Here is a 14,035-nt window from a genome sequence, read left to right as displayed (position 1 = left end):
TTCGTCGAGGAACTGCCCGGCCCGACCCTGCGCCGCGAGGCATCGGCCGCGCTGCGTCAGGCGCTGGCCGAACATAATGCCGCCGAAAAGGCCTGGCCCGACATGACCGATTGCGACCGGCTGGATGCCGCCTTTGCCGCGCTGGAGGCCGAGGGCGTGATCGCGCGGCAGAATTTCACCTGCTGCGGCAGTTGCGGCGCCATCGAGATCTGGGACGAGATCGAGGAAGCCATCGGCGAAGGCCGCCCGGCCGAGGGCTACGCCTTTTTCCACATGCAGGACACCGAGGCGGCGGTGGAGGGCGAGGCGCTCTACCTCAATTACGGCGCCTGCGCAGCCGGCGAGGCGGCGGCGCTCGATATCGGCCGGCGGATCGCCGCCCAGCTCGATGCCCATGACCTGGCGGTCGATTGGGACGGCAGCTGGAGCATGCGCATCCAGGTGGTGCTCGACTGGAAGAAGCGCCGCACCCTGCGCATGCTGGAGGCCTGAACCGGCGGCGCCTGCTGCGCGCCGACCGTCACCATATCTCGATGCTCGGGTGGAAGCCGCCCTCCTGCCCGCTATGGGTGGCATGCATGTTGATGCGCGTCGGCACGAAACTGGTGCCGCGATATTCGGGTATGATCCTCAACTGATCGACCAGCCCCTCACGGGTGAAGCGCTGTAGCGTGCCGCTAATCTGGTCGAGCGCGGCGCCCGCTTCGGGTGGGACATAGCTGATATTCGCCTTGCGCCTCGGCCCGCCCAGACGGATCGGGAAGAGATAGATGCGCACCAGCGCCCCGGTCGCCACCAGCGCCTCCGCCTGTTCGCGCGAGGTGACATGGGAGAAATCGGGCTTGGCCGCTGCCGGATCGGGCGCGCCGACGATGATCGCTGCGAGCAGCAACGGCAATAACGAAGCGAGACGATGAACCATGGACTTCCTCCCCTGAGGACGAATCATGTTCGTTATTTGTTCTCATATTTTCGGCGATCCTGCAAGGCGGCGCGGACAAAGGGCGAGGGTCACGCCCGAAGTTCACAGCGTTATCGGCCTTTCCGGGGGATTTGCGCCACTTTTGCACCGGCCGCGCGTCACCCACGCGCCTGTTCTGCATCAGGACGCGCCACCGGGGCGACGCATAACGCGCCCATGATGCCCCGGTGACGCGACAGCTTTGCACCTGTTTTGCACCGATATGCCTCAGCGCCGCGTCGCGGCCTGGGGGCGAAGCTGGGTGGCGATCGGGTCGGCCGTCGCCTGGGCATGCAGCGCCAGCGCGTTGCTCCAGTCCCGGTCGAAGGCGGTGCCGGCGAGGCGACGGCGCAGGCGATGCGCGCTGGAGGGCGACATGCCGACCATGCGCGCGGCCTGGGCCACGCTGCCGCTCTGGTAGAGGGCGGTCAGGAAGGTCCGCTGCCGGGCCGGGGTCCAGCGGGCGGGGGTGAAGATGGCCGGCGCGGGCTGCGCGGGCGGGCGAGCGGGGAGGTTCTGTGTCATTCCCCAGGGTAGATCAGAGGATCGCCGTGTAGGACAGGGGATATTGGCACCGGGGTGTCAGGGCATGACCATTCAACAAAAAAATCGTGGACCATCGCCGCCTCCGACACTTACGCGATCGTAACTATCTGTCGGCATAGTTTATCACCATGCCACCGGAACTGACCGCCTTGATCGACAAGCCGCTGTTGTTGGCCCTCGTGCTTGGGGTGGGGGCTGCGATCGGCATCACCGTTGAACGGACGGTCGAAGGATGGAAGCGGACAGAGCGCCGTGCCCGCTGGCGTGCGCGTAACGGCCGACAAGATTGGAAAGCGGGGCGCGGCAAGATCATCCCGCTGGCACCAACCCCAAAGTCCATCGATCCGATAACGACTGCCGCCGACCAGTTGCGTATCGTCATGACCGCCGATTTTGCGGCGCGTCCGCTGCTCAATCATGGCGAGCGACGGCTGCTCTCGGTATTGGACAAGGCGTTGGAGGACAACAGTCCAGGGTGGCGTGCCATGGGTCAGGTTTCTCTGGGCGAGATATTGGGCAGTTCCAACGAGGCAGCCTTTCTGGCGGTCAATTCCAAACGCGTCGACCTGTTGATCGTCGATGCCGACTGCCGTCCTTTGCATGCGATAGAGATGCAGGGGAATGGCCATCATTTGAGCGATAACACCGCCGCCCGCGACGCAGTGAAACGGGAAGCGCTGCGTCGCGCCGGAATCGGCTATGTCGAAGTGGTCAGTGGCGATACGCCGGCCGAAGTCCGGGCGATGATCCGCAAATTGGTGGAACGGGCCCGCGCCGGCCAAGCCTAGCCGGGCGAAGCCTTGTGCTTCGCCCGGCGACCGGATCAATCATGCTCCCGTCCACCGGCGCCCATATAGAGTTCGCTGCCGGTTTCCTTGAAGAGTTTGCTCATCTCTTCCATGCCTTTCAAGGCCGCGGCCTTGCTGGCTTCCGCCACCTCCGCGCCGGTCAGGCCGGCCGCCAGAAAGCCGTCCGCCGGCTGGTTCTTCTTTGCAGCAAAATCCCGCACTTCCTGGGTGATCTTCATCGAGCAGAATTTGGGGCCGCACATCGAGCAGAAATGGGCGCTCTTGGCGCCTTCGGCCGGCAGGGTCTGATCGTGATATTGTTCGGCCGTGTCGGGGTCGAGCGACAGGTTGAACTGGTCGCGCCAGCGGAACTCGAAACGCGCACGGCTGAGCGCGTCGTCGCGGACCTTGGCGGCCGGATGCCCCTTTGCCAGGTCGGCGGCGTGGGCGGCGAGCTTGTAGGTGACGACGCCGACCTTCACATCGTCACGGTCGGGCAGGCCCAGATGCTCCTTGGGCGTGACGTAGCAGAGCATAGCCGTGCCATACCAGCCGATCTGGGCGGCGCCGATCCCCGAGGTGATATGGTCGTAACCCGGCGCGATGTCGGTGGTGAGCGGCCCGAGCGTATAGAAGGGCGCTTCGCCGCAGACCTGGAGCTGCTTTTCCATATTCTCCTTGATCTTGTGCATGGGCACATGGCCCGGCCCTTCGATCATAACCTGCACATCCTGTTTCCAGGCGCGGTGGGTCAGCTCGCCCAGCGTGTAGAGTTCGGAGAATTGGGCTTCGTCGTTTGCGTCGGCGATCGAGCCGGGGCGCAGACCATCGCCCAGCGAATAGGCGATGTCATAGGCCTTCATGATCTCCGTAATCTCGTCGAAATGATCGTAGAGGAAGCTCTCCTTGTGATGGGCGAGGCACCATTTCGCCATGATCGAGCCGCCGCGCGAGACGATGCCGGTGACGCGCTTGGCCGCCATCGGGATATAGGCGAGGCGAACGCCGGCATGGATGGTGAAATAGTCGACGCCCTGTTCGGCCTGTTCGATGAGCGTGTCGCGGAAAATGTCCCAGCTGAGGTCTTCGGCAATGCCGCCGACCTTTTCGAGCGCCTGATAGATGGGGACGGTGCCGATCGGCACGGGCGAGTTGCGGATGATCCATTCGCGGGTGTCGTGGATGTTGCGGCCGGTGGAGAGGTCCATCACCGTGTCGGCGCCCCAGCGGATCGACCAGACCAGCTTGTCGACTTCGCTCGCCACGTCGGAGGCGACCGCCGAGTTGCCGATATTGGCGTTGATCTTCACCAGGAAATTGCGGCCGATCGCCATCGGCTCGGATTCCGGGTGGTTGATGTTGGACGGGATGATGGCGCGGCCGCGGGCGACTTCATCGCGGACGAATTCGGGCGTCACATAGTCGGGGATCGACGCGCCCCAGCTTTCGCCGTCGCGGACATATTCCTTCAGGCGGGCGCGGCCGAGATTCTCGCGTTCCGCCACATATTCCATTTCCGGGGTGATGATGCCGCGGCGGGCATAATGCATCTGGGAGACGTTGGCGCCGGGCTTGGCGCGCAGCGGGCGCTTGACGACATTGGGGAAGGGCTGGACGCCGCCCGAACGGTCTGGCCCTTTGAGGCCATTATCCTCCGGCTTGATCTCGCGCGCATCATATTCCTCGACATCGCCGCGGTCACGAATCCAGTCGCGGCGCAGCTGCTGCAGGCCGGCCATGATGTCGATGTGGGCGTCCGGATCGGTATAGGGGCCGGAGGTGTCATAGACGCGGACCGGTGGCTCGCCGCTGCCCGGCTCCAGATGAATCTCGCGCATGGCGACCTTGCGCGGGCCGACATGGATCTTCTTCGAGTCGCGAATGGGCCCGGTCGTTACGCGCATTTCGGTGCGGGCGGGGACGTCTGCCATAACTTCTCTCTCCTTCAGGCGGAAAGAGAGTGCGGGCGGTGTCACGGGATGAGTGGCACGACGCGCTTCCCTCCCTACGCCAGTGTCAACTGGATCAGGTTCAGCGGGTCGCGGCCACAAAGCCGCCTCTCAACCGTCTGCGGACGGTCCCCCGGGGATATGGGCAATGGATAGCGCAAGCGCGGCGGCAGGGGAAGCCCTTCGCGAGCCGATCGCCTTGCGCCGGGGCGATGGAGACCATAATTGGAAGAAGATCCAGCAAGAGGCCGATCGTGCAGAACAGCGCCCCACCCCATCCCGATTCCGAGAAGGCCCGGCGCAAGGCGTTGCGGCACGAGATGCGGATGGTGGCGGTGCGGCCGCGGCGCTGGGGGCTGTGGCTGCTGACGCTCGGCGCACTGCTGCTGATCCTGCCGTCGGCCTTTGGCGTTCACAGCCTGATGGGCTGGTCGCCGATGCTGCTGGGGCTGATCGCCTGTGCCGCGTCGCTGCCGCTGCTGGTGGCGGGCGCGGTGCTGCGGCGGCGTTACCTGCGGGGACAGCTCGCGCGGGATTGAGGACAACAAAGGGGGGCGCAATGAAGAGGTTTTTGACGATGGTTTCTGCTGCCCTGCTGACCGGCGCTGCTGCGCCCGCCCCTGCTCCGGCGGACGATCCGTTCGTCTGGCTGGAGGACTGGACCGGGCCGCGCGCGATGCAGTGGGTGGAGGCGGAGAACAAGGCGACCGTCGCCACGCTGCAGGGCGATCCGCGCTATGCCGGCTATTACAGGGACGCGCTGGCGATCGCATCGGCCAAGGACCGGATCGCGATGCCGATGCTGGTCCATGGCCGCATCTATAATTTCTGGCGCGATGCCGACCATCCGCAGGGCGTGTGGCGCTATACGTCCGAGGCTGATTATGCGTCGGCGTCGCCGAGCTGGACGACCGTGCTGGACCTGGATGCGCTGTCCAGGGCCGAGGGCAAGAAATGGGTGTGGAAGGGCGCGACCATCCTCGACCCCGAGGAGCGGATCGCGCTGCTGGCGCTATCGGATGGTGGCGAGGATGCGGTGCGGCTGCGCGAGTTCGACCTGGTCGACGGCCGGTTCGTGCCGGGCGGGTTCGACATTCCCAATGCCAAGCAGGATGCGGCCTGGCTGGACAAGGACAGCCTGCTGCTGTCGCGCGACTGGGGGGCGGATAGCCTGACCAAGTCGGGCTATCCTTTCATCATCAAGACGCTGAAGCGCGGGCAGAAACTGGACGAGGCACAGGAAGTGTTTCGCGGCGCGGCGAGCGACCAGCTCATGTCGATGCCGATCCTGCTGAGCGATGGGCAGGGCAACAGGGCCGCCTTCCTGTTTCGCGGCGTCACCTTCTTCGGCAACGAGACCTGGCTGCTGACGGCGCAGGGGACGAAGCGGCTGGCGCTGCCGGCCAAGAGCCAGTTGCAGGGCATGGTCGACGGGCAGGTGCTGATCCAGACCAGCGAGGCTTGGGAAAGCGGGGGCGTGACCGTGCCGGCGGGCGCACTGGCGAGCGTGGCGCTGAAAGCGTTGCAGGATGGCGGCGTGCTGACGCCCGAGATCTTGTTCGCGCCGACGCCGCGCCAGTCGATCGACGGGGTGGTGGCGACGAAGAACCGGGTCGTGCTGAGCCTCAACGACAATGTGCGCGGGCGGGTGCGGGTCTATGCGCGCGGCGCCACGGGATGGAGCGCACAGCCGGTCGACCTGCCCGACAATGCGACGATCAGCACGGTCGCCGCATCCGACAAGAGCGACAAGATTTACCTCAGCGTCGCGGGCTTCCTGGCGCCGACGACATTATGGGCGATGGACGCGGCCGACCCGAAACCGGTGCAGGTGAAGGCGATGCCGGCGCGGTTCGACGCGGCGGGGCTGGTGGTCGAGCAGTTTGAAGCCCGGTCGAGCGACGGGACGAAAATTCCCTATTTCATCGTCCACAAGAAGGGGATGACGCCCGACGGCAGCACGCCGGCGATCATGACCGCCTATGGCGGCTTCGAGGTGCCGATGACGCCCAGCTATGCCGCGATCACCGGCAAGCTGTGGCTGGAGCGGGGCAATAGTTTCGTGCTGGCCAATATCCGCGGCGGCGGCGAGTTCGGCCCGGCCTGGCATGAGGCGGGCCTCAAGACCAAACGCCAGATCATCTATGATGATTTCGCGGCGGTGGCGCAGGATATCTTCGCGCGCAAACTGTCGAGCCCGCAGAAGTTCGGCATCTATGGCGGGTCCAATGGCGGGCTGCTGATGGGGGTCGAGTTCAACCAGCATCCGGACCTCTGGAACGGGGTGGTGATCCAGGTGCCGCTGCTCGACATGATCCGATACGAGCAAATCGCGGCCGGTGCGTCCTGGGTCGATGAATATGGCAGCGTGTCGGTGCCGGAGGAAAAGGCGTTTCTCGAGAAGATTTCGCCCTATGCCAATATCCGCAAGGGGGTGGCCTATCCCACGCCCTATATCTGGACCACGACCAAGGACGACCGGGTCGGCCCGCAGCATGCGCGCAAGTTCGCCGCGCGGCTGAAGGACTACGGCCTGCCCTATCTTTTCTACGAGGATACCGCCGGCGGCCATTCGGGCGACGCGGATATCGAACAGGGCGCGCGGTTGCAGGCGATGCAGATGGTCTATTTCAGTCAGCGGCTGGAGGGAAAATAGGGGCGCAAAAGGAAGCGGGGTCCCGGATCAAGCATGCCCTGAGCCTGTCGAAGGGTCCGGGATGACGTCGGTTAAATGAGGGGATGGCCGGGCTGACGCGAACGGAAATTGCGAGAATCTTTGGCGAAGCGACAGTTTCGCATTGCATTGCAGCAAAGCGTGGTTTCTGATCGCATCATGCTCAAGGCCGCGCTGCACCACCTGACCGCCTATCGCTATAGCCGCCCGATCCGTCTGGGTCCGCAAGTGATAAGATTGCGACCCGCCCCGCACAGTCGCACCAAGATCCCCAATTATGCGCTGAAGATCGAGCCGGCGAACCATTTCCTCAACTGGCAGCAGGACCCGCACGGCAACTGGCTGGCGCGGATCGTCTTTCCCGATCCGGTCGATCATTTCAGTATCGAGGTCGACCTGCTGGCCGATCTCGACATCATCAACCCGTTCGACTTCTTCGTCGAACCCTATGCGGAAAATTACCCCTTCAGCTATGACGAGCAGCTGGAGACCGATCTGGCGGCCTATTATGATGTCGAGGCGCAGGGGCCCTTGTTCGAGGCGCTGGTCGCGCAGCATGCGTCGTTCGAGGGGCGGACGATCGACTTCCTGGTCGATGTGAACAGCAAGCTGCAGCAGCGCATCGGCTATGTCATCCGCATGGAAACCGGGGTGCAGTCGCCCGAGGAGACGCTGGACATCGGCACCGGATCGTGCCGCGATTCCGCCTGGCTGCTGGTGCAGTTGCTGCGTCGCCTCGGCTTTGCCGCGCGCTTCGTGTCGGGCTATTCGATCCAGCTTGTTGCGGACGTCGAGCCGATCGAGGGCCCCAAGGGCGTTACCCAGGATGTGGTCGACCTGCATGCCTGGGCCGAAGCCTATGTGCCCGGCGCTGGCTGGATCGCGCTTGATGCGACCAGCGGCATGTTCGCGGGCGAAGGCCATATCCCGCTCTGCGCCACGCCCCATTATCGGTCCGCAGCCCCGATCAGCGGCATGGCCGAACCGGCCGAAGTCGATTTCAATTTCGCCATGAATGTCAGCCGCATTGCCGAGGCGGTGCGGATCACCAAGCCCTTTACCGAGGGGCGCTGGGCGTCGCTGATGGCGCTGGGCGAACAGGTGGACGCCGACCTGATCGCGCAGGACGTGCGGCTGACCACCGGCGGCGAGCCGACCTTCGTCGCGGTCGACGATCCACAGGCGGGCGAATGGAATGGCGACGCGGTGGGACCGACCAAGGCGGGCTATGCCGACCGGCTGATCCGGCGGCTGCGCGACCGCTTCGCGCCGGGCGCGCTGCTGCATCATGGCCAGGGAAAATGGTATCCGGGCGAAAGCCTGCCGCGCTGGGGCTATTCGATCTACTGGCGGGCGGACGGCGTGCCGATCTGGCGCGATGCCGGGCTGATCGCGGGCGAGCCGGAGGCGGGCGACAAGACCATCAGCGCCGAGGATGCCGGCCGCTTCCTGACCGCCATGGCGGACGGGCTGGGGGTCGAGACGGATTTCGTCCAGCCGGTATTCGAGGATGCGCTGGCCTGGTCGGTGAAGGAGGCGGAATTGCCCGCCAATACCGAGCCGGGCGACCCCAAGTTCGACAATGCCGAGGAGCGCAGCCGGATGGTGCGCGCGTTCGAGGGCGGCCTTAGCAAGACGGTCGGCTATGTGCTGCCGATCCAGCGCTGGCAGACGCAGGCGAGTGCGCCGCGCTGGCAGAGCGAGGTGTGGAAGGTGCGGCGCAAGGCGCTGTTCGCGGTGCCGGGGGATTCGGCGCTGGGATACCGCCTGCCGCTGGGCACCCTGCCCTATGTGCCGCCGTCCGATTTCCCCTATATCCACCCGCAGGATACGAGCGAGCCGCGCGAGCCGCTGGCCGATTATCGCGCCGAAGCGGCAGCCGAGAGCGGGGCGCCGGCGGAACGGTTCGAGCGGTCCGAAGTCGCCGCCGCCGCGCATCAGGACCGGCAGGAACAGGTGTTCATCGAAGGGGCGGTGCGCACCGCCGTCACGGTCGAGCCGCGCGGCAATTTCCTGTCGGTCTTCATCCCGCCGGTGAAGACGCTGGACGATTATCTGGAGTTGATTGCGCAGGTCGAGAAGGTGGCCGAGGCGACGCGCATCCCGGTGCGGATCGAGGGCTATGCGCCGCCCTCCGACCCGCGCGTCAACGTGCTGAAGGTGACGCCCGACCCCGGCGTGGTCGAGGTGAATATCCAGCCGTCGACAAGCTGGGCCGAGACGGTGGCGATTACGCAGGGCGTCTATGAGGATGCCCGCGAAGTGAAGATGACCGCCGACAAGTTCATGGTCGATGGCCGGTCGGTCGGCACCGGTGGCGGCAATCATCTGGTGCTGGGCGGGGCGAGCGTGAACGACAGCCCGTTCATCCGCCGGCCGGACTTGCTCAAGAGCTTCGTCCTCTACTGGCAGCGGCACCCGTCCCTCTCCTATCTGTTTTCCGGCCTGTTCATCGGCCCGACCAGCCAGGCGCCGCGCATCGACGAGGCGCGGCACGACAGCCTGTATGAGCTGGAGATCGCGCTCGCGCAGGTGCCCAATCCGGTGCGCGACGGCGCGGACAAGCTGCCGCCGCCCTGGCTGGTCGACCGGTTGTTCCGCAACCTGCTGGTCGATGTGACCGGCAATACCCATCGCACCGAAATCTGCATCGACAAGCTGTTCTCGCCCGATGGCCCGACCGGGCGCCTGGGCCTTGTCGAATTTCGCGGGTTCGAGATGCCGCCAGACCCGCAGATGAGCCTGGCCCAGCAATTGCTGCTGCGCGCGCTGACCGCCTGGTTCTGGCGCGAACCGCAGCAGGGCAATCTGGTGCGCTGGGGCACGGCGCTGCACGACCGTTTCTTCCTGGGCCATTTCGTCTGGGCCGATTTCCTGGAGGTGCTGAACGACCTGCGCCAGGCGGGCTATGATTTCGATCCCAACTGGTTCGAGGCGCAGCGCCAGTTCCGCTTCCCGGTGCATGGCAGCGTGGAGGCCGGCGGCGTCGGGCTGGAGATCAGCCATGCGCTGGAGCCGTGGAACGTGCTGGGCGAAACCGGCGCGATCGGCGGTACGGTGCGCTATGTCGACAGTTCGACCGAGCGGTTGCAGGTGCGCGTGTCCGGCCTGGTCGCCGGACGCCATATCGTCAGCTGCAATGGCCGGCGGGTGCCGATGACGCCGACCGGCGTGCCGGGCGAGGCGGTGGGCGGCGTGCGCTACAAGGCATGGGCGCCGGCCAATTGCCTGCACCCCAACCTGCCCGCCAATGCGCCGCTGACCTTCGATATCTTCGACAGCTGGAGCGGCCGGTCGCTGGGCGGTTGCGTCTATCATGTCGCCCATCCGGGCGGGCGCAATTATGACGATGTGCCGATCAACAGCTATGAGGCGGAGGCGCGGCGCAAGGCGCGGTTCCAGGATCATGGCCATACGCCCGGCCCCGTCGACATGCCGCCGGCCGAACCCCCGAGCGAATTTCCGATGACGCTGGACCTTCGGTTCAGGCATCCCGAATATTAGAGGATGACCGACTCGCCTGTCCTGCCGGGTCTCGAAGCGTCCGGCTGGGCCGGCGACTATCTGGCGCGCGCGTCGGGCGGCGATCTGTTCGCCGGGGCGCCGGCGGAGATGGCGCCACGCTGGCGGGCGATGCTGGATCGATTGTCGGAACAGGGACAGGGCGATCCCGCGACGCTGGCCGGCAATGTCGAGCGGCAGGCGCAGGATCTGGGCCTGGCGTTCCGCCTGACCGGCGACGAGCAGGAGCGGCCCTGGCCGCTGAGCCCGATCCCGATGCTGATCGGCGCTGGCGAATGGACCCGGATCGAACAGGGGCTGATGCAGCGGGCCGAGTTGCTGGAGCGGGTGATCAGCGACATCTACAGCACCCAGAGCCTGGTGCGCGAGGGCAAGCTGCCCGCCGCGGTGGTGACCGGCAGCCCGCATTATTGGCGGGTGATGACCGGGGCGCCGCCACCGCGCGGCCATTATCTCCATTTCTATGCCGCCGACCTGGGGCGCGGACCGGACGGCGAATGGCGCGTGCTGGCCGACCGGGTGCGCACGCCCGTGGGTGTCGGCTATGCGCTGGAGAACCGGCTGGCGCTGTCGCGCGCGACCGGCGACCTGCTGGGTGCGATGAACACGCGGCGGCTGGCGCCCTTCTTCGCCGACCTGCGTCGGGGCCTGGCGGTCGATTGCCAGCGCGCCGATCCGCGCATCGGCCTGTTGACGCCGGGCCGGTTCAACCAGAGCTATGCCGAGCAGGCACATCTGGCCCGTTATCTGGGCCTGATGCTAGTCGAGGGCGATGACCTGATCGTCAGCGATGGGCGCTTGTTCGTGCGCACGATCGAGGGGCTGAAGCGGATCGACGGGCTGTGGCGCTGGATGGACAGCCGCTTCCTCGACCCGCTGGCGTTCGACGGGGAATCGCGGATCGGCGTGCCCGACCTGTATGATGCCTGCGCGCGCGGCGGGCTGATGGTCAGCAACTGGCCGGGCGCTGGCGTGATCGAGGCACGGGCCTTTGCCGCCTTCCTGCCGCAACTGGCGAAAGCATTGCTGGGCACCGAATTGCTGCTGCCCAATATTGCCACCTGGTGGTGCGGGCAGGAGCGCGAGCGCGGCCATGTGGCCAGCCATCTGGACGCATTGCTGGTCGCTTCGGCGTTCGACCGGGACGCGGCGGGGCTTGGCTCGGCCCGATCGGTTCAGGGATCGACGCTGGATGCGGACCAGCGCGCGACCCTGCTGGAGGCGATGGCGCGGCGGCCGATGGACTATGTCGGGCAAGAGGTGGTGAAATTGTCCACCACACCGGCGATCGTCGGCGGGCGCCTCACCCCCCTGCCCTTCACCCTGCGCGTGTTCGTGGCGCGGGACGGGCTGGGGCAATGGCGGATCATGCCCGGCGCCTTCGCGCGGCTGGCCGCCCATGGCGATATCCGCGCCGTTTTGATGGGCGAAGGCGACATGTCGGCCGACATGTGCGTGATCGACAGCCAGCCAGTGCCGCCCGATACGCTGTTGGGTTTTGGGCTGGGCGATGGCGGCGCGCCGGCGATCCGGCGGATCGGCGGGCTGTTGCCGACCAAGGCGGCGGACAATCTCTATTGGCTGGGCCGCTATATCGAGCGGACCGAGATGACGTTGCGGGTGATCCGCGCGGTGATCGGCGAATCGATCGAGGTCGATATGGGGCCGTCGTCGGATTCGCCGACCATGGCGCGGCTGGCGGGGCAGCTGGCGCTGTGGGGCGCGACCGGAAACGCGGCGCAGCCGGTCGGTGCGCTGTGCGCGCAGGCGCTGGGCGACGCGCGCCGGCCGGGCAGCGTGCGCGCGCTGATGGGCGTGGTCGCCAATATCGGCGAGGGGCTGCGCGATCGGCTGGCGACCGATTTCTGGCGGCTGGTGCGCCTGCCCCTGCCCGCGTTCGACGGGGCGGTGACCGAGACGCTGCTGGACGCGGCATCGCGCATGATCGAGCGGATTTCGGCGCTGTCGGGGCTGGCGGCGGAGAATATGGCGCGCACCGAAGGATGGCGCTTCCACGATATGGGGCGGCGGATCGAGCGGGCGATCACCGGATGCCGGCTGACATTGCTGCTGGGCAGCGACTGGGCTTCGGCCGACGACCTGACCGTGCTGCTCGACCTGCATGACAGCCAGATCAGCTATCGCAACCGCTACCTGACCGGCCCGTCGCTGCCGCCGGTGCGCGATCTGGTGGCGCTGGAGCCGCAAAATCCGCGCTCGATCGCCTATCAGGCGCAACGCATCGCCGAGCATGTCGCCGCTTTGCCGACGCTGCGTGGCGACGGCATGCCGGAGGAACCGCAGCGGCTGGCCGGCGCGCTGGCGGCGACGCTGGCGCCGCTGACCGGCGACATGCTGACCATGGCGGCGCTGACCGATATCGAAAGCCGGCTGCTCGCCTTGTCCGACGCGATCGGCCAGCGCTATTTCCTGCAGGTCCGCAAGACGGAAAAGGTCGAGGGCGCAGAGCTGCTGTCATGATCTACCATGTCCGGCACAAAAGCATATTGCGCTATGGCGCGCCGGTGCGGGTCGCCCGCTTCAATGTGCGACTGCGGCCGATGGCCTGGGCCGGGCAATGGACCGCAGATTATGCGTTGAGCGTCGATCCCGCGCCGCTGTCGATCGAGGCGCGGCCGGGCGCCTGGCCGGTGCATGTCGAGCGGCTGGTGATCGACCAGCCATTGCGGCAATTGACGATCGAGAGCCGGTTCCGCGCCGGGGTGGCGGGCGGCGCGCCGATCCTGCCGCAGGCGGACGATCCCAGCATCGCCATGGTGGCGCGCGCGGCGCTGGCCGATCGCGACATCAGCGCCTCTGCCCCCGCGCAATTCCTCTACGCCTCGCCCCGCGCGCCGATGCTGGACGCGATCGGCAGCTGGGCGGGCGCGATGCTGGCGCCCGATCGGCCGATCGTCGCGGCGGCATGGGAACTGGCGCAGCGGATCAAGGCGGACTTCGCCTATGATCCCAGCGCCACCGATGCCGGCACGCCGGTGGCCGACGCTTTTGCCGCGCGCCATGGCGTGTGCCAGGATTTCGCCCATGTGATGGTGGTGGCGCTGCGCCTCGCTGGCCTGCCCGCCGCCTATGTCAGCGGATACCTCCGCACCTATCCGCCGCCGGGCATGCCCCGGCTGGTCGGCGCCGACGCCATGCATGCCTGGGTGATGCTGTGGTGCGGGCCGACGCGCGGCTGGATCGGCTTTGATCCCACCAATGGCGTCATCACCGGCGAGGATCATCTGTTCATCGCCATGGGCCGCGACTATGCCGACGTCGCGCCGATGGACGGGCTGTTCGTCGGCGGATCGGGCCAGAGCATCAGCGTTGCCGTCGATGTCGTGCCCGAGGACGAGACCGCAAAAGAGGAAGTCGCATGATCGCCGCCATCATCCTGGTCCTGGCCGGCCTTTACTGCCTGGCGCGCGGCGTCATGGATTTCCGCGCGAAACGGTGGGTCTGGGGCGTGCTGGGGATCGTCTCGGGCATCGCGATCATGGCGGCACCGATCCCGACCGAAACACGCGCAATCAGTATTGATCTGCCGGCGGCGCAGGGCGGGAAGTGATCGACGTCATCAACCGGCCATGGC

General features: G+C 66.5%; 11 protein-coding genes and 1 riboswitch. Of the genes, 8 read left to right on the top strand and 3 right to left on the bottom strand.

The genetic code is table 11. The annotated features are described in order from the left end of the window. A partial coding sequence (locus CG471_RS19775; RefSeq protein ID WP_099233239.1) for a hypothetical protein occupies positions 1-492 on the top strand: 492 nt, incomplete at its 5' end. Positions 493-520: 28 nt separating this feature from the next. On the opposite strand, the gene CG471_RS19770 is transcribed toward CG471_RS19775, so the two are convergent. Together CG471_RS19770 and CG471_RS19765 are read right to left on the bottom strand one after the other, a co-directional pair. Next, positions 521-922, bottom strand: a complete 402-nt coding sequence (locus tag CG471_RS19770) for a hypothetical protein (protein WP_099233237.1) — start codon at positions 920-922, stop codon at positions 521-523. A gap of 267 nt (positions 923-1,189) precedes the next feature. Then, positions 1,190-1,486 (bottom strand): LysR family transcriptional regulator, encoded by a 297-nt coding sequence (locus CG471_RS19765; RefSeq protein WP_099233235.1) that lies wholly within the window; start codon positions 1,484-1,486, stop codon positions 1,190-1,192. Between the two features lie 170 nt (positions 1,487-1,656). Here CG471_RS19765 and CG471_RS19760 point away from each other — a divergent pair, with 170 nt between their 5' ends. Continuing rightward, entirely contained in the window at positions 1,657-2,295 is a 639-nt protein-coding gene (locus CG471_RS19760) for a DUF2726 domain-containing protein (RefSeq protein ID WP_180275750.1), read from the top strand. Positions 2,296-2,330: 35 nt separating this feature from the next. On the opposite strand, the gene thiC is transcribed toward CG471_RS19760, so the two are convergent. Beyond that, entirely contained in the window at positions 2,331-4,226 is a 1,896-nt protein-coding gene (gene thiC / locus CG471_RS19755) for a phosphomethylpyrimidine synthase ThiC (RefSeq protein ID WP_099233231.1), read from the bottom strand. A gap of 55 nt (positions 4,227-4,281) precedes the next feature. Next, positions 4,282-4,389: riboswitch (TPP riboswitch) on the bottom strand. A gap of 109 nt (positions 4,390-4,498) precedes the next feature. Here thiC and CG471_RS19750 point away from each other — a divergent pair. From CG471_RS19750 to CG471_RS19725, 6 genes are all read left to right on the top strand, one after another. After that, entirely contained in the window at positions 4,499-4,783 is a 285-nt protein-coding gene (locus CG471_RS19750; RefSeq protein WP_257211614.1) for a hypothetical protein, read from the top strand. Positions 4,784-4,803: 20 nt separating this feature from the next. Further along, a complete protein-coding gene (locus CG471_RS19745) occupies positions 4,804-6,900 on the top strand; it encodes a prolyl oligopeptidase family protein (RefSeq protein ID WP_099233229.1) in 2,097 nt (698 codons plus the stop codon). A gap of 177 nt (positions 6,901-7,077) precedes the next feature. Beyond that, on the top strand, positions 7,078-10,422 hold the full coding sequence (locus tag CG471_RS19740) for a DUF2126 domain-containing protein (RefSeq protein WP_099233227.1): 3,345 nt from the start codon (positions 7,078-7,080) through the stop codon (positions 10,420-10,422). Between the two features lie 3 nt (positions 10,423-10,425). Further along, positions 10,426-12,921, top strand: a complete 2,496-nt coding sequence (locus CG471_RS19735) for a circularly permuted type 2 ATP-grasp protein (RefSeq protein ID WP_099233225.1) — start codon at positions 10,426-10,428, stop codon at positions 12,919-12,921. Further along, a complete protein-coding gene (locus tag CG471_RS19730; protein ID WP_099233223.1) occupies positions 12,918-13,823 on the top strand; it encodes a transglutaminase family protein in 906 nt (301 codons plus the stop codon). The genes CG471_RS19735 and CG471_RS19730 overlap by 4 nt, the downstream gene beginning before the upstream one ends. Then, positions 13,820-14,011: a hypothetical protein gene (locus CG471_RS19725; protein ID WP_099233221.1), complete on the top strand. Its 192-nt coding sequence runs from the start codon at positions 13,820-13,822 to the stop codon at positions 14,009-14,011. Before CG471_RS19730 ends, CG471_RS19725 begins: the two co-directional genes overlap by 4 nt. Positions 14,012-14,035 lie beyond the last annotated feature (24 nt).

The organism is Sphingobium sp. IP1 (assembly GCF_002708645.1).
Classification (GTDB): Bacteria; Pseudomonadota; Alphaproteobacteria; order Sphingomonadales; family Sphingomonadaceae; genus Sphingobium; species Sphingobium yanoikuyae.
Note: the sequence above shows the minus strand (reverse complement) of the source record. Positions and strands in the feature narration are given on the sequence as shown.

Excerpts from the sequence above, each read along its gene's own strand:
- CG471_RS19765 (WP_099233235.1), bottom strand. The coding sequence starts at position 1,486 with ATGACACAGAACCTCCCCGCTCGCCCGCCCGCGCAGCCCGCGCCGGCC.
- CG471_RS19735 (WP_099233225.1), top strand. The coding sequence starts at position 10,426 with ATGACCGACTCGCCTGTCCTGCCGGGTCTCGAAGCGTCCGGCTGGGCC.
- CG471_RS19745 (WP_099233229.1), top strand. The coding sequence starts at position 4,804 with ATGAAGAGGTTTTTGACGATGGTTTCTGCTGCCCTGCTGACCGGCGCT.
- thiC (WP_099233231.1), bottom strand. The coding sequence starts at position 4,226 with ATGGCAGACGTCCCCGCCCGCACCGAAATGCGCGTAACGACCGGGCCC.
- CG471_RS19770 (WP_099233237.1), bottom strand. The coding sequence starts at position 922 with ATGGTTCATCGTCTCGCTTCGTTATTGCCGTTGCTGCTCGCAGCGATC.
- CG471_RS19740 (WP_099233227.1), top strand. The coding sequence starts at position 7,078 with ATGCTCAAGGCCGCGCTGCACCACCTGACCGCCTATCGCTATAGCCGC.
- CG471_RS19730 (WP_099233223.1), top strand. The coding sequence starts at position 12,918 with ATGATCTACCATGTCCGGCACAAAAGCATATTGCGCTATGGCGCGCCG.
- CG471_RS19725 (WP_099233221.1), top strand. The coding sequence starts at position 13,820 with ATGATCGCCGCCATCATCCTGGTCCTGGCCGGCCTTTACTGCCTGGCG.